The sequence below is a fragment of the Roseobacter denitrificans OCh 114 genome (genome assembly GCF_000014045.1).
Classification (GTDB): domain Bacteria; phylum Pseudomonadota; class Alphaproteobacteria; order Rhodobacterales; family Rhodobacteraceae; genus Roseobacter; species Roseobacter denitrificans.
The window spans coordinates 2,897,509-2,912,681 of the sequence record NC_008209.1; the positions used below are offsets into that span (position 1 = coordinate 2,897,509).

At 59.8% G+C, this 15,173-nt stretch carries 20 protein-coding genes; 1 reads left to right on the forward strand and 19 read right to left on the reverse strand.

Annotated elements, in window-relative coordinates:
• The 19 genes from RD1_RS13880 to fabD all read right to left on the reverse strand — a co-directional run bounded on the left by RD1_RS13880 (position 1) and on the right by fabD (position 13,771).
• Positions 1-663 carry a phage tail tape measure protein gene (locus RD1_RS13880; RefSeq protein ID WP_011569152.1) on the reverse strand — a complete coding sequence of 221 codons (663 nt, stop codon included), beginning with the start codon at positions 661-663 and terminating at the stop codon, positions 1-3.
• Between the two features lie 12 nt (positions 664-675).
• Positions 676-861 carry a rcc01693 family protein gene (locus RD1_RS13885; RefSeq protein ID WP_011569153.1) on the reverse strand — a complete coding sequence of 62 codons (186 nt, stop codon included), beginning with the start codon at positions 859-861 and terminating at the stop codon, positions 676-678.
• A complete protein-coding gene (locus RD1_RS13890; RefSeq protein WP_044033152.1) occupies positions 858-1,175 on the reverse strand; it encodes a gene transfer agent family protein in 318 nt (105 codons plus the stop codon). Before RD1_RS13890 ends, RD1_RS13885 begins: the two co-directional genes overlap by 4 nt.
• Position 1,176: 1 nt before the next feature.
• Positions 1,177-1,590, reverse strand: coding sequence for a phage major tail protein, TP901-1 family (locus tag RD1_RS13895; RefSeq protein WP_011569155.1), 414 nt, complete (start codon positions 1,588-1,590; stop codon positions 1,177-1,179).
• Positions 1,591-1,618: 28 nt separating this feature from the next.
• Complete coding sequence (locus RD1_RS13900; RefSeq protein WP_011569156.1) at positions 1,619-2,029, reverse strand: DUF3168 domain-containing protein; 411 nt, start codon at positions 2,027-2,029, stop codon at positions 1,619-1,621.
• Positions 2,026-2,364, reverse strand: coding sequence for a phage head closure protein (locus RD1_RS13905; protein ID WP_011569157.1), 339 nt, complete (start codon positions 2,362-2,364; stop codon positions 2,026-2,028). The genes RD1_RS13900 and RD1_RS13905 overlap by 4 nt, the downstream gene beginning before the upstream one ends.
• Positions 2,361-2,954 (reverse strand): head-tail connector protein, encoded by a 594-nt coding sequence (locus RD1_RS13910; protein WP_011569158.1) that lies wholly within the window; start codon positions 2,952-2,954, stop codon positions 2,361-2,363. The genes RD1_RS13905 and RD1_RS13910 overlap by 4 nt, the downstream gene beginning before the upstream one ends.
• 158 nt (positions 2,955-3,112) lie before the next feature.
• Positions 3,113-4,291, reverse strand: a complete 1,179-nt coding sequence (locus tag RD1_RS13915; RefSeq protein WP_011569159.1) for a phage major capsid protein — start codon at positions 4,289-4,291, stop codon at positions 3,113-3,115.
• 67 nt (positions 4,292-4,358) lie between these two features.
• Positions 4,359-4,916: an HK97 family phage prohead protease gene (locus RD1_RS13920; protein WP_011569160.1), complete on the reverse strand. Its 558-nt coding sequence runs from the start codon at positions 4,914-4,916 to the stop codon at positions 4,359-4,361.
• Positions 4,917-4,949: 33 nt separating this feature from the next.
• Positions 4,950-5,171: a GTA head formation protein, RCAP_rcc01685 family gene (locus tag RD1_RS13925; protein ID WP_044033153.1), complete on the reverse strand. Its 222-nt coding sequence runs from the start codon at positions 5,169-5,171 to the stop codon at positions 4,950-4,952.
• Complete coding sequence (locus RD1_RS13930) at positions 5,164-6,342, reverse strand: phage portal protein (RefSeq protein ID WP_011569162.1); 1,179 nt, start codon at positions 6,340-6,342, stop codon at positions 5,164-5,166. The genes RD1_RS13925 and RD1_RS13930 overlap by 8 nt, the downstream gene beginning before the upstream one ends.
• Before the next feature lie 148 nt (positions 6,343-6,490).
• Entirely contained in the window at positions 6,491-7,717 is a 1,227-nt protein-coding gene (locus tag RD1_RS13935) for a DNA-packaging protein (protein ID WP_044033154.1), read from the reverse strand.
• 52 nt (positions 7,718-7,769) lie between these two features.
• On the reverse strand, positions 7,770-8,030 hold the full coding sequence (locus RD1_RS21325; RefSeq protein WP_050759090.1) for a hypothetical protein: 261 nt from the start codon (positions 8,028-8,030) through the stop codon (positions 7,770-7,772).
• 351 nt (positions 8,031-8,381) lie between these two features.
• Positions 8,382-9,548 (reverse strand): endolytic transglycosylase MltG, encoded by a 1,167-nt coding sequence (gene mltG / locus RD1_RS13945; RefSeq protein ID WP_011569164.1) that lies wholly within the window; start codon positions 9,546-9,548, stop codon positions 8,382-8,384.
• Entirely contained in the window at positions 9,548-10,807 is a 1,260-nt protein-coding gene (fabF, locus tag RD1_RS13950) for a beta-ketoacyl-ACP synthase II (protein ID WP_011569165.1), read from the reverse strand. The genes mltG and fabF overlap by 1 nt, the downstream gene beginning before the upstream one ends.
• Positions 10,808-10,897: 90 nt before the next feature.
• On the reverse strand, positions 10,898-11,431 hold the full coding sequence (locus RD1_RS13955) for a GNAT family N-acetyltransferase (RefSeq protein WP_011569166.1): 534 nt from the start codon (positions 11,429-11,431) through the stop codon (positions 10,898-10,900).
• A 172-nt stretch (positions 11,432-11,603) separates the two neighbouring features.
• Positions 11,604-11,837 (reverse strand): acyl carrier protein, encoded by a 234-nt coding sequence (locus tag RD1_RS13960; RefSeq protein WP_011569167.1) that lies wholly within the window; start codon positions 11,835-11,837, stop codon positions 11,604-11,606.
• Positions 11,838-12,086: 249 nt separating this feature from the next.
• Positions 12,087-12,824: a 3-oxoacyl-[acyl-carrier-protein] reductase gene (gene fabG / locus RD1_RS13965; protein ID WP_011569168.1), complete on the reverse strand. Its 738-nt coding sequence runs from the start codon at positions 12,822-12,824 to the stop codon at positions 12,087-12,089.
• Between the two features lie 14 nt (positions 12,825-12,838).
• Positions 12,839-13,771 (reverse strand): ACP S-malonyltransferase, encoded by a 933-nt coding sequence (fabD, locus tag RD1_RS13970; protein ID WP_011569169.1) that lies wholly within the window; start codon positions 13,769-13,771, stop codon positions 12,839-12,841.
• 190 nt (positions 13,772-13,961) lie between these two features.
• On the opposite strand from fabD, the gene RD1_RS13975 reads away from it, so the two are divergent.
• On the forward strand, positions 13,962-15,161 hold the full coding sequence (locus RD1_RS13975; RefSeq protein ID WP_011569170.1) for a cytochrome b/b6 domain-containing protein: 1,200 nt from the start codon (positions 13,962-13,964) through the stop codon (positions 15,159-15,161).
• The last annotated feature ends 12 nt before the right edge of the window (positions 15,162-15,173 follow it).

Below are 15,173 nucleotides of genomic sequence, written 5' to 3' on the forward strand. Positions count from 1 at the left end.
TTACCGGTTGCGCTGACCACGTCCCAGAGCACGACTCATCTGTGCCGCGATCTGCGCCTGAGATCTCTGGAAATTCTGAACATCCGGCGTGCTGATGTTCATGACGATGGTTTGCCCACCGCCACCACCTGCCCCGCGCACGCCAAGCTTCCCATCAGGGCCGCGCGCCAGAGGCATGATCGCCTCGGGTCCCGCCTCGCCCATGATGCCCATACCGCCGCGCATTCCGAAAGGCGTGGTGCTGCTGACGATTCCGCCATTTGCAAAGGGCATGACCCGCCCCTGACTGAACGGCGCGCCATTGGCGAAAGGCAAAACACCCTGCACCAGCCCGCCCACGCCCTGCGCCAGCGCGCTCCCAAGGCCGTTGGTCACGGGTTTGATCGCGGCGTTGTAAGCCGTCTGAACCATACTGTCGCGCACGGACTTCAGGGCATCCGACAACTTCACCCCGTCCAGAATGACACCGTCAAAGGCACCGCGCAGGCCGCGACTGATGCCACGCTCCACGGTCGCAAGTCCCTTGCTTGTGGCATCCAGCGCGTTTTGCATGCGCCGCAATTCACCATCGAAACCGCTGACCAGCGTGCTTGTTTGTCCCAACGTATCGTTCAGACCTTCCGCACCCGCCTCAAGGTCCTCAAAGCTATTGTCATCTGTCATCTTGGCTGTCCTTTATGTCTTGTCAGGGAAGGCATCCATCAACGCCTCCAGCCCATCGCTCAGCAGCGGCCCGGACGTCGTCGCGTCGCCCAGCAGCAGTCGAAACTCTGCCGGTGTCAGCGACCAGAAAACATCCGGTTGAAGCCCCAGGTTCTGTATGCCCGCCCGCATCAAGACGGGCCATTCGATCTGGCTCACGTCTGCGGCACCACAAAGGCGCGCGCCAACAACTCCGCCGCCGCCTTGGCCGCAGCCATCGGGCCGCCGGCAATCTCTGCATGCTGCAATGTGCCCTCAGGCAGATCGCAGCGCCCACCCTTCAGCCCCGCCTCCAGCAAGGCCAGAACATCCCGGCTGGAAAAAGCCTGTCCCTCAAATCGCTCGACCAGAGACACAATCGATTTTTCGTTCAACCCGGCTTCCAGTTCCGCCAGTGCCCCCAAGGTAAGCCGCATCACATACGTCTTCCCGTTGATGGTCAAAGGCACATCGCCCCTCCACGGATTAGCCATCTCAAATGGCCGTAAAGGTCAGGCTGCCCGCGCTGGCCAGCGACAACTCGTATGTGGCTTCACCATTGTGGCTGCCGCCATACTCGATCGCTGTCACCTGAAACGGGCCTTCAACGATGCCGAAATCCGGGATCACAACCTGAAAACCAGGTGCCTCTCCGTCAAAAAACAGCTGACGCGCGCGCTCGTCCGTTGCTGAATCGCGAAATACGCCCGATCCGCTGATGGACACTGATTTCACGCCCGCACCCGACAGTAATTCGCGCCACCCGCCCTGACTTTCCAGACTGGTCACATCAATGGTTTCGGCATTGAAACTGACACGCGTGGCCCGCAGTCCTGCAAGTGTCGTGAACTGACCGTCGGCCGCCATATCGACCTTAATCAAAAGGTCCTTTCCGTTCTGAGCACCCATGGGTTTTCTCCTGTAAAAGTGTCTAGAGTTATTCGTCTTCGACGCGCGCTCTGAAGCGCAGCTGGATCTCTCGCGCAGAACCCTGGTCAATGCGTCGCGCATCGGCGCGCTCAAAGCGCAGATAGACCAGCCGGCCTCGGCTCAACGAAAGGTCCGCATCATGAAGAACGTCAGAAATGGCCGCTGCCACGGCCTTGGCGCTGGCGAACCCCGGCTGTGATGTCACCACCGCGATTTGAAGGGTATGCAGCGCACCGTGCCCGGTTTGATCAGACGCATCCCGTACACGCTCCAGCCCGAGGTTGATGTAGGTGGCAGGCAAGACGCCCGTGGGCAAGGCGTCATAGACGGCACCGCCAACCAACGCATTGAGCGCGGTATCGCTGATCAGCGCTTCGTAGATCGCGCTTTGCAAAGGACCGGAAACTGCATAACTCATATCGCTGTTTCCTCCGTCGCAAAGCAGGTCAGATGGCGGCCATCGTCATCGGCTTCCGCCACCGCCTGAATAAGAAAAACCCGGTCCCCATCGCGAAACCGCTGTTCCGGCTTTGGGCGCTGGAGCGTATTGTGCGGGGCACCCCGCACGATAATGCGATAGCTCACCGCCGACACCGGTGCGCCCAGTTGGGTCGCCTCGCGTCCACTGCGCGCAATAACCTGCGCCCACAGTGACCCCAACGGCTGCCATATGGTTGTGAAACCACCGGCATTGTCACCTTGGCGAATGGGGGTTTCCAAAAGCAAACGTCTGTTCAGGCGCGGCATACTCATCTCAAGCCACCCAGACGCACGACCTTGTAGCGCTCGATCAGACTTGTCACGCCAAATGGCATGCACCCCCCGCTCAGACTGGTCTCATTGCGATATTCGTAGTAATGCGCCGCCAGCAGGAACACAGCCTGGCGCAGGTCGGCAGGTACATCCGCCCAGACCGCACCGAAACCTGCGTCAAATCCGATAATGGCCGAACCACCCGACGGGATCAGGGGCAGGCTTGCTCCACTTGCACGCAGTCGGGGGCGCTGGCTGTCGCGTTCAAGCCAGTAACTCGTGACCGGCACTTCGGTTTGCGCGCCGCTACGCTCCATCGTGGCAACGCGCGTGATCGCTGTCACCGGTGCGACAGGCAACCCCTGCGCATCGCGGTCGCGCCAGAACCCCAGCGTCCAGGAAAAACTGCGTGACATCAGAACCTTGCCCGTACGCGCTTCAATTGCTGAAACCGCGGCTCTCAAAAAACCTAATAGAACTTCATCTTGCGCCGTGTCCTGACCGAAGCCGGTGCCAAGTCGGAGGTGTGCTTTGAAGTCTTCGACCGGGAGTGCCGTATCGGGCACCGTCGTCTCTTCGATCAACATCATGGAAAGTCTCCAAAATTCGTCCCCTCGTTGTGAACCACCGGGGCGCGCCAATCCATGTTGCTCGGTCGGAGGGGAGCAGCTAGACAACATGAGATGGCACAGGCGCGCACCCGGCCCGGCAAGCAGGGCCAAAGGCCCGCCGCCGGTCTCGCAGCCTCTTAGGAGGCCGCGAATCTCAGGGTTTTGATCGCGGCAAAATCACTGACATCACCGCCAACACGCTTGGTCGCATAGAACAAGACATGCGGCTTGGCGCTGAAAGGATCGCGCAGAACGCGCAGATCGGGACGTTCGGCGATTGTATAACCTGCCGAAAAGTCGCCAAAGGCAATCGCGTGCTCACCCGCATCCGGGTCGGGCATGTCTTCCGCAATCAACACGGGATACCCCATCAACCGCGCAGGTTCCGCCGCAGCCAAACCATCTGACCACAAGAAACGGCCATCTGCGTCCTTGAGCTTCCGGATCAGACCGGCCGTTTTCGAATTCATCACGAATGTCGCATTCGCGCGGTACTGCGCCCCGAGCGCATAAACCACATCAACAATGGAATCCGGTGTCGCATCGCCTGCCACGCCGGTCGGGACATAGCCGATATTTTCCCAGGTCCAGATATCGTTATCAACAAAGGAATGGCTCAGAAATCCGCGCGGTTTGTCCTGCCCGTTTCCGGAGATAAAGGCCGCCGCTTCGGCACGCGCAAATTTGTCCGCGATGCGTCCCGCAAGCCACCCTTCGATGTCAAAGGCGCTGTCGTCCAGCAAACGCTGCGAAGCCTTTGGCAGCGCGCTCAGCTCATGCAATGCAATCGTGATCTTGCCGATCTGCGGTGTATCGGTTTCTGCCGTGCTGTCGGTCTCCGTGGCCCAGCCAGCGCCAACATCGGTGTGATCTACCAGAACCTCGTAGGAAGACGCCTCGATGTTCACGACCGAAGCAATCGAACGGACTGACGCCGCAGATTTCAGAACCGATTGCACCGTGTCAGAGGTTTGGGGATCAACAAGATATCCGCCATCCGAATTCACATTCGTGGAGAGCGATTTCACATCCATCTCCAGCCCGCGCAGCCCGTCGTCATCGCCGGAGCGAAGATAGGCGTTAAAGGCCTTTTGATGCGGCGCACCGGCATCTGCCGCGCCGCCCAGAGGTGTACGTTGAAGGATATTTGATTTACGGTCCAGCATGGTCAGTCGCTCTTCTGTTTGTTGAAGTTTTTCATTCATTTCGGTTTGGAACTCTTTGAAGTCACTCACAAAGCCGGTAACGGCTCGCTTGACATCCTCAGCGGGGGACAAACCTATCCCGCCCGCCGCTTTTGCTTCGGTCTTGCGCATGGCAATTTCCCTTAGATTTAAGTGTTCAGGTCAGACGTTCTCGCCAGACCGCAACGACAGGAGCGCATCAGCGGCGCGCCAATTCAGCGCGCGCGCCTTCAAAGGCGGCCGCCATGTCACGCAAAGAACGATCCAGATCCGTCTCTTCGGACTTGGCCGTAATTCGCGCGCTGGGTAACATTGGAAACGTCACAAGCGACACCTCCCAAAGTTCCAGTTCGGTCAAGAGCCGCTGGCCCTTGGAATTCTTTGTGGCTTTGCGGGTACGGTATCCGATCGACAACCCGTCAATCGCACCGGCTTCAATCAGGGCCATGGCTTCGCGCCCCTTTGCAACACTGTCCAACAAACGACCCTTTACCCAAAGGCCCTTGCCGTCTTCGCGCACCTCATCCCAGGTCCCGATCGGCTGCGTCGGATCATGTTGCCACAGCATCTTGACCCGCGCGCCTTTCTCACCCAGAGCAGCAAGGGATGCGGCATATGCACCAGGCTCAACCACGTCATTCCCCTGATCCACCGCCCCAAAAAGGCTTGCGTAGCCAGCAATGACACTGCCGTCCTGCACTTCCAGCCCATCGCCAAAACGTGCGAACTTCCGTTCTAGTCCGGTCTCTGTATCCATCGAAAGTCTCCTTAAATTTCTGGCACCAATACCCTAGGGCACAGCCGCGAGGATCGACTGCAGCCCCTGACTCAAGATCACCGCGACGATGCCGTAGACCGTAAACCAGAGCCGTTTTTCCAACCGCTCCATCATCTCTTCCACACGATCCAGGCGCCGGATGAGGTTATCATGCTGGATCTGTGCAACGCGCTCATGGGCCTGCAATCGCAGCCCGGGCGCACATTCAAAGCGCTCAAACGCAGGATCACTCATCTGCACTGACCGCCGGCAAGCCAAGCAAAGCGCGCTTTTCTGCCTGTGTCAGGAAATCCGCCCCCGCAACCCGGCTCCATTGCGCATCCCGCTCCGCCGCCAGCGCAGGCACCTGATCAAGATCGGGTTTGATCTCGACGGCTTCGCCCGTGTGGCGCGCCAACCAATGGGCCAGCGCTGCCGTCACCCGTGTCGCAAGCGGCAAAACCGTCAAACGATAGAACGCACGGTGCGCCTCCTGATAATTCGAATATGTGGCATCGCCCTGAATACCCAGCAACATGGGCGGCACCCCGAAGGCCAGTGCAATCTCACGCGCCGCGGATTCCTTGGTTTTCTGAAACTCCATGTCGGACGGGGAAAACCCCATCGGCTTCCAATCCAGACCACCCTCCAGCAACATGGGTCGCCCGGCATTGCGCGCACCCTGATGATGGCTCTCCATTTCACTCACAAGGCGGTCATACTGATCACTGTTCATCGACCCCTGCCCCTCGGCTCCGCGATAGACGATCGCACCGGACGGGCGCGCCGCATTATCCAGCAGGGCCTTGGACCAACGGCTTGCCGAGTTATGGACATCGACCGCCATGGCCGCCGCCTGCATCGGGCTAAAACCGTAATGATCATCCTGCGGGTGAAAGCTCTTGATATGACACACCGGCACCACGGGGCCACTTGCATCAAAGCGGTGTTTGCGACCGCCCACGGCATATTCATAGGCGACAGGCCACCCATCCGGGCCAGGCACGACACTCATGCGATCCGAGCGCAAGACATGTAACTCCTCCGGCGCGCCATCGAGATCAGATACCGCTTCCACATAGGCATTGCCGGTCAACAGCAGTTGCGCATAAAGCGCCTCAAGCAGCTCGGCCCGCCCTTGCATCGGGTTCGGGCGCGCCACCAGATCGACCAGCGGATGCGCTTCAAAACGCTGTTCTGCGTCTTGCAGCACAAGCGGCAATGCAGCGGCAGCCTCGGCAATGAGTTTCACAGAGCGAAACCCAACAGGGTTGCTTGAAAAACCCGTGCGCGTCAGTGAAACAGCATCACGCGGGCTCCACGCAACCCGGCCCGTCGTCTGATAGGCCACAACAGGGCCGGTCGCGCTGGCCTTCTTCTCAGGCACTTCAGCCTGCGCCCCGCGCCGTAGAAAATTAAAACCCATTTTGTTCACTCCTCATCTGTGCGCGCAGCATCATCTGACCGCTCAATCCGGTTTCAAATCTGTTCGGATTTGTTGGGATCAATATCGTTTAAAATGCTGTCAAAAACGTCAGCTAGACGCCCGCGGCATTAACTGTTTGGTAAGGCGCTCAAAGCGACCGGACACGGGGCGCGCGCCATTTGGCGACGGGCTCAATCATCAGTTCGTGCAAAGCCCAAACCAAGGCATCAACCCGGTCCGGTGAACCCTGCCCTTCGTATCCCTGCACCGTCATGCGGCACATTTGATCTTCCAGCGCGCCCAAGTCTCGTAAATGACGCACACGCCCCTGTTCATACAGAGCTGCAACAGGCTCTGCCCGGGCAACTTTTCCGCGACTGGCATGCACGCCCTTGTAGGGCACCAAAGGGTCGACCTGACGCAGCACTTCTGCCACCATCTGCCCCCCCTGATTGACCTCTGCGACCAGCCTATCCGCGCCGAAACGCTCCATCGCCGCAATGGCGGCCTGCGCCCATCCTGCGGGGCTTGCACCTTGTACCGTGCAATCGGCCAGAACATAGGCGCGCCAGTCTTGCGGTGCACCTGCCATTTTGACCCCTGCAACGATGATCCCGCATTCGTCCGAATTCGCGCCAGACGTGGTCGAGGGGTCAACTGCCACGACGATACGGTCAAGCTCGGGTGCCTGTTCGCACCTGATACCTTCAATGCCCGCCGTCGTCCAAAGCGCGCCTTCTGCATCTTCCAACAAAACGCCATCCAGTTCCTGACGCCCCAGCCGGGTGCCGGCATAGCGCGCGCGCACTTCCTCAAGGAACGACCGCGCAAGATTGGCCGCATTCGCCTCTGTCGGCGCATGGCTGGATACGGTCGATGGTGATTTCATCAGCGTTTTGAGAACGCCTACATTGCGCGGTGTTGTGGTGACACACACCTGTGGCTTGTCGCCAAGGCGCAGCGCAAACTGCAACATATCCCACGTATCTTGTGCTTTTTTCCATTTGGCCAATTCATCGACCCAGGCCGCATCAAATTGCGGCCCCCGCAATCCTTCCGGATCAAAGGCGGAGTGAATGGTGGCAATCGCCCCGTTTGGCCAGACAAGACGCTTGCGTCCTGCTTCCCAAACCGGGCGTCTGTCGGGTGGCGAACAGGCCAGTATGCCACTGTCGCCAAAAATCATGACTTCTCGCACTTGCTCAATGGTCTCCCCAACCAAAGCAACGCGCCGGGAACGGCCCTCATCCAAAGGCCGTGCGCCTTCGACCTGTGCACGCACCCATTCGGCACCAGCACGTGTCTTACCGGCACCCCGTCCGCCCATGATCACCCAGGTGCGCCAGTCTCCCTCTGGCGGCAACTGATGTTCCATGGCCCAAAACTCAAAGAGATAAGGGAGAGCCAGAAGCTCTCCCTCACTCAGTTCATTCAGAAATTGGTCTTGGACGTGCGGTGCAGCGGAGACGATCCAGCTTGCACCCAATCTCAGCGCGTGCCCGCTCGAGGTCGAGGGCATAGCCCCCTCGTGCGATTCCGGCTGATTTGCTGCGACATTCGACAAGACGGTTCTCCACTTCTTGACAGGTTTTCAGCAGCGTCGTTGCCGAAGCCACCGTCCTGCTGTTTTGCGTTTTTTCCAAACCTTCACCTGCGCGGACCCGTTCTTTGAGGTCTTCGATTTCCATACGCAGGTCTTTGATAGATCCGATAACGGAACTTAATAAGTTCTCAGTCTCGGACGCTACGTGCTCTGGGGTTAGTAAAGTCATTCAGGTTTTACCTCTCATGCGCGTAGTCTCCGCACGAGAGAAACAGAAAGGCGACCCACCGGACTGCGCCGGGGTCGCCTGCCCACTTCTTCTAGCATGTCACAATCTATACGTGTAACCGTTCGCAAAGTCAAGCTAAATCAGCTGGTTACAGCATGGCACCGTACGGTGCCGTTAACCTTTGACCCCTGCAGGACTGCGCAAACACTGCGGGTCTGCGCCAAAACATGCTGTCCCATGCCCCGATAAAGCGCCGGAATGATGGCCCTAGTTGCCAGAACTCTGATTGGCCCGTTCCGCTTCGATCCGGCGCCATTGTGCGACGTTTCGGTTATGCTCCGCAAGCGTTTCGGCAAAGGCGTGACCGCCCGTCCCGTCCGCTACGAAAAAGATATAGGGCGTCTCCAGCGGCGCCGCTGCCGCTTCCAGACTTGCAAGACCCGGATTGGCGATCGGCGTCGGCGGCAGCCCCTCGATCACATAGGTGTTCCACGGGGTGGCGGCGCGCAGTTCACTCTGGCGCAACCCGCGTCCCAGCACGCCTCTCCCTTCGGTCACACCATAAATCACGGTGGGGTCGGTCTGCAGACGCATGCCACGGTTCAGACGGTTCACAAAGACGCTCGCCACCTGCCGACGCTCTTCGGCAACGGCCGTTTCCTTTTCAATAATCGACGCAAGGATCAACAATTCTTCCGGTGTCTCGATCGGCAAACCCGGCTGCCGGTTTTCCCAGACGCGCGCCACACGCCGTTCCTGTGCGGCGCGCATGCGTTCCACCACATTTGCGCGCTGATCGCCCGGGCGCACCTCATAGCTGTCGGGTGCCAGCGACCCTTCAGGCGGCAGCGCCTCGACACTCCCCTCCAGCACATCCATCGCCTTCAGCCCCTCAACGATCTGCCAGGACGTCACACCTTCCGCGAGCGCCACACGAAACCGCGTCCCCACAGATGCCTTGCGGTCTGTATAGATGTCAGGCGTCTCATCCACGGCGGGATTGAAATTCGCCATTTCTTCGAACTGATTGGTTTGCGGGTTCAACTCGCGCAACTGAACACTCACGCGATTTACGCCTATGCGATACACGACTTCCGTTCCGCAGGTGCTCGCCCCGCCCCGGGTCACGGTATCCACGATCTGCGCCATGGACGCACCGGGGGGCACCAGATAGCTGCCCGCCTTCAACTGGTCGGCTTTATCGGCGTATTCCGCGCCCATCCGGAAAATCGCGCTGGACGTCACGGCTCCGCTGTCTTCCAGCGTCTCGCTTATGCGGCGCATCGTTGAGCCACTGGGCACTTCCACACACATCGCTTCGCTCAGTGGGCCCGCACCATCGTATTGGGATTTGCCCCACAGAATGACGCCGCCCACCAGAAACAGCAGCACAATCAACATCGTCACTGCATTAGAAGCGATATGCCGCCACATCAGTCGGTCTTCCCGAACAGAACACTCGCATTCGTGCCCCCAAACCCGAATGAGTTGCTGAGGGCGACGTTGATTTCACGCGGGCGCTTGGCATTGGGCGCAAGGTCAATCGCCGTCTCAACCGCCGGGTTGTCCAGATTGATCGTCGGCGGTGCCACCTGATCACGAATGGCAAGGATCGAAAAGATCGCCTCGATCGCGCCGGCCGCGCCCAAAAGATGCCCGGTTGCCGATTTCGTCGACGACATCGTCACCTTCCCGGCATGTTCCCCCATCATCCGTTCCACCGCGCCCAACTCGATCGTATCGGCCATGGTCGACGTCCCATGCGCGTTGATGTAGTCAATATCCTTGGGCGCCAGACCCGCCCCCCGCAGCGCGTTGCGCATCGACCGCTCGCCGCCTTCCCCATCTTCTGACGGGGCGGTAATGTGATAGGCATCACCAGACAACCCATAGCCCAGAACTTCGGCATAGATCCTCGCACCACGCGCCTTGGCATGCTCATACTCTTCCAGCACAACGATACCGGCTCCCTCGCCCATCACGAAACCGTCGCGGTCCTTGTCATAAGGCCGGCTTGCCTTTTGCGGATCATCGCCGCGTTTGGTGCTCAGTGCCTTGCAGGCATTGAAACCGGCAATACCAATCTCGCAGATCGCCGCTTCCGCACCACCCGCAATCATCACATCCGCATCTCCGTGCTGGATCAAACGGCTCGCGTCGCCAATCGCATGGGCACCGGTCGAACAGGCCGTTACGACCGAATGGTTCGGCCCCTTGAAGCCGTATTTGATGCTGACCTGACCGGAAATCAGGTTGATCAGCGCCCCCGGCACAAAGAACGGCGACACCCGGCGCGGGCCTTTTTCCGCCATCATCACCGCGGTATTGGCGATGGAATTCAATCCGCCGATCCCCGATCCGATCAGCACGCCGGTACGCTCCAAGCTTTCTTGATCCTCAGGTGCCCAACCGGCATCCCTGACCGCCTGCTCCGCCGCTGCCAGCCCGAAAAGAATAAAGGTATCAACCTTGCGCTGCTCTTTCGCGGGCAGATAGGTATCCGCGTTGAATGTCCCGTCCGAACCGTCGCCAAGGGGTACTTCGCAGGCGTATTGCGTGACCAACCGGCTCGCATCAAATCCCGTAATGGGACCCGCGCCGGATTTCCCCGCAAGAATTCTCGACCAGCTCTCCTCGACACCATCAGCCAATGGTGTGACCAAACCCAAGCCTGTGACAACTACTCTGCGCATGGCAATACCCCCGTGTAAATCTGCTCCCCCTTACCTTGAGCAGTTGTTTCTGTGCAAGGGCTCTTGGCACCCCGCCCCCGGTCATACCCGTTATTGTGGCGGAGTCTTGCGCTCAAAAAGGCGCACCGGATTGCCCTGATAACGTGCCTCCCGCATCAGCGTGTAACCCATCGCTGCAGCAAGCCTCAGCGCCCGCTCGTTGCGCGGATCAATCATGCAGACAAGACGCCCTGTCACCACCCGGTCAAACCAGTCATGCGCGGCACGTACCGCTTCCTTTGCATAGCCTTGCCCATGGGCATCAGGCGCCAATGCCCACCCGGCTTCCGGCGTATCATCAAAATCGGGGCCAAGGCCGCGTTTGCCATAGAAAAACCCGACCTGCCCGGACATGTCCGGCGCACGATGCCGCAGGATCGCCCATTGCCCGAAACCGGTAATCTGCCAATGGCCCGCATGTTTGAGGAACGCATCCCATGCTTTGCCACGCGGCCAAGGCTCCCCGTCGATATACCTCACGACCTCGGGCATCGCCCATATCTCGGCAAAGCGGTTGAAATCCTCGGCCCGCATACCGCGCAACGTCAGGCGGTGCGTATTGATCGTCGGAATCGTGCGCGACATGGTAATCTGCCTCTGTTCGCGGTGCGGAGCTTTGCGCCCTCTCCCCTACAACAGACCCATTTATGACGCAGATTTCAACCCTCTGGCGAATCCGACCATGAAAAAAGCGCCTCCCCGCGAAAGAGAGACGCTTTTTAATGCTGCGAAACAGGGCAAACGCCCGTCCGATCGCTCAGGACGCGTCGGAGATGAACTTTACCGCATCGCCAAAAGTCTGGATCGTTTCTGCCGCATCATCCGGAATTTCGATGCCGAACTCTTCTTCGAAGGCCATTACCAGCTCGACGGTATCAAGGCTGTCTGCGCCCAGATCGTCAATAAAAGACGCACTTTCGACCACCTTGTCTTCTTCGACACCAAGGTGCTCCACAACGATTTTCTTCACGCGATCTGCGATGTCGCTCATAATAGTCCCTCATTCATTCGGGCCAGCACTGGCCCCTTTCGGTTGCTTACTCTCCGGTTTGACCGGTTACGCAAGCGCATGCCCCAAAGGGCGGCTCGATCCCCGTTCCTGCATCAAGATGCCTGTCTGGAACGGGCCTTCACGCGGTAACACTGCTACCATCACGTCGATTTCTGCGCCCCCTTTATCACAAGCTGCATAGATGGCAAACGCATTGTGCATCTTGTTCTGGTTGCGCGCCTGCGCGTGCTACAACATGGCCATACCGCCGTTCACGTGCAAGGTCGTTCCTGTGACATAGCCGGCTTCGGGGCTGGCCAGATACAAAACACCGGATGCGATCTCGCCCGCAGACCCCATGCGGCCAGCAGGGATTTGCCCCATGATCGCAGCTTTTTGATCCTCCGTCAGCTTGTCGGTCATCGCCGTTTCAATGAACCCCGGTGCCACGGCGTTCACCGTGATGCCACGGCTTGCGACCTCATAGGCGAGGCTCTTGGACATGCCGACCATACCCGCCTTGGAGGCTGCATAATTCGCCTGCCCGGGATTTCCCGTCGCCCCCACGATGCTGGAGATGTTGATGATGCGGCCCCAGCGCGCCTTCATCATGCCCCGCATGACGCCTTTGCACAGCTTGAAGGTGGCCGTCAGATTGACATCAATCACGGAATTCCATTCCTCATCCGACATCCGCATGAACAGATTGTCGCGCGTGATGCCCGCGTTATTGACCAGAATATCCACCGATCCCATCGCCGCCGCCGCTTCTTTGGGCAAGGCCTCGACCGCTGCCATATCGCTCAGGTTGCAGGGCAGCACATGCGCTCGTTCGCCCAACTCCGCCGCCAGTGCCTCAAGGGGTGCCACGCGCGTGCCGGACAACCCCACCGTTGCCCCCGCACCATGAAGCGCGCGCGCGATATCCGCGCCAATACCGCCCGAGGCGCCGGTGATCAGGGCCGTCTTTCCTGTCAGATCAAACATCTATTCTTCTCCCTTCAGGCATTCACTGCCGCTTTGATATCCTCGGGGGTGCCAATCGCACGTGACACGCTGTCTTTTGCGATGCGCCGGATCATCCCGCTGAGGGCCTTGCCCGCGCCGATCTCCCAGAACTCTGTCACGCCCTGCGCGGCCATCCATTCGACCGAGGTTTTCCAGCGCACCTGCCCTGTCACCTGATCAATCAGCAATTCCTTGATGCGGGCAGGATCCTCCACAGCCGTTCCCAGCACATTCGCCACCAAAGGCACCTGTGGCGCTGACATCTCGACCTCTTCCAGCGCCTGCGCCATTTCTTTCGCCGCCGGTGCCATCAAGGCACAGTGGAACGGTGCCGACACCGGCAGCATAAGCGCGCGTTTCGCACCTGCCTCCTTGGCCAGCACGATGGCGCGTTCAACGGCGCCCTTTTCCCCCGACACCACGTTCTGCGCCGGATCGTTCTCATTTGCGATCTGGCATACCTGCCCTTGTGCAGCGCGCGCGGCAACATCCGTCGCCGTGTCGAAATCCAACCCCAGCACAGCCGCCATCGCCCCTTCTCCAACGGGCACCGCACGCTGCATCGCCAGCCCGCGTGTGCGCAACAACCGCGCCGTATCCGCAATCGAGAACGTCCCCGCAGCGGCCAAAGCGGAATATTCCCCAAGGCTGTGACCCGCCACGAATGAAAGGCGCTCCATACCCACGCCCTCAGCAGCCAGCGCACGGATCGCGGCCATGGACGTAGCCATCAACGCTGGTTGCGCATTCTGCGTCAGCGTCAGCGTTTCGATATCGCCCTCCCAGATCAACGCGCTCAGCTTTTCGCCCAAGGCATCATCCACCTCATCAAACACGGCCTGCGCGTCCGGGTAGGCTTCGGCCAGTGCCCGCCCCATGCCAACCGTCTGCGCGCCCTGTCCGGGGAAAACAAATGCAATGCTCATGAAATCTGCCCTTCGGTTTTCTTTACTGCCTCCCGATTAGCCTGCCCGCACCCCAAGAGCAACGGCCAGTCGCACCGCGCGCACAGTGCCTGCGCCACATCTTTGCGCAAACCCTGTGCATCACCACAGATTGCCCTGCCCGCTCAAGCGCCTACACTCCTCATAATTGCACACCGACCGGAGACGCAGGATGACCCTTTCCAACACGACACAGCATTACGGAAGCGTAGCCAAGACATTTCACTGGCTCACTGCCCTGCTGATCCTGACGCTGATACCGCTTGGCATCTTTGCCAATGACCTGCCCTATGAGACTTCGGAACAACTCACGCGCAAGGCATGGTACTTTTCGCTGCACAAAACGCTCGGCGTGACAGTGTTCTTTGTGGCGCTGGCGCGCATCATCTGGGCCATCAGCCAACCCAAACCCGCCCTGCTGCACGCTGATCGCAAAGTGGAAAGTCTTGCAGCGCAATCGGTGCACTGGCTGCTTTATGGCTCACTGCTGCTGGTTCCCCTGTCGGGCTGGGTGCACCACGCCGCGACCTCCGGGTTTGCGCCGATCTGGTGGCCCCTGGGCCAGAACCTGCCGCTGATCCCGAAGTCAGAGGCGCTCGCCGGGTTTACGGCAGGCTTGCACATCGTCTTCGAACGCGTGCTGGTCGTGTCGATCTTCCTGCATGCCGCAGGCGCGCTGAAACACCACTTCATCGACCGTGACAGCACGCTTCGGCGGATGCTGCCCGGCACCCCGCAGGTGCCCGCAGTCAACGCAGGCCACGCCACGGTTCTGCCGCTGGCCGTTGCCTTGGTCATCTGGGGTGGTGCGGTCGCGACCGGGGCGAGCTTGGGTCTATATGAAAAACACGACGGCAGTGTTCAGGCCGCCGCCCTCGAAGCGGTGCAATCGGACTGGGTCGTGCAGGATGGCACCCTTGAAATCACCGTGCAGCAGCTCGGCTCCGCTGTGACCGGCAGCTTTGCCGACTGGACAGCGGCGATCAGCTTTGACGAAACCGTGCAAAGCGGCCCTGCGGGATCGGTGGATGTGATCGTCTCCATCGGCTCCCTGACGCTGGGGTCGGTCACATCCGATGCCATGGGCAGCGATTTCTTCAACGCCGAAGGGTTCCCGACCGCCAGTTTCAACGCCACAATCGAGCGGGGCGAACAGGGCTATGCGGCCATCGGCGCGCTGACCATCAAGGGCACCACGCTGCCCGCCACCCTGCCCTTCACGCTCGATGTGTCCGACGGTGTTGCAACAATGCAGGGGGGGTTGCAGATCGACCGCCGCGATTTCAAAATTGGCGAATCGCAAAAGGACGAAAGCGCCGTGGGCTTTGCCGTGGATGTCGCCGTCAGCCTTACCGCCAGCGAAGGCGGCTGAATGAAAAAGGCC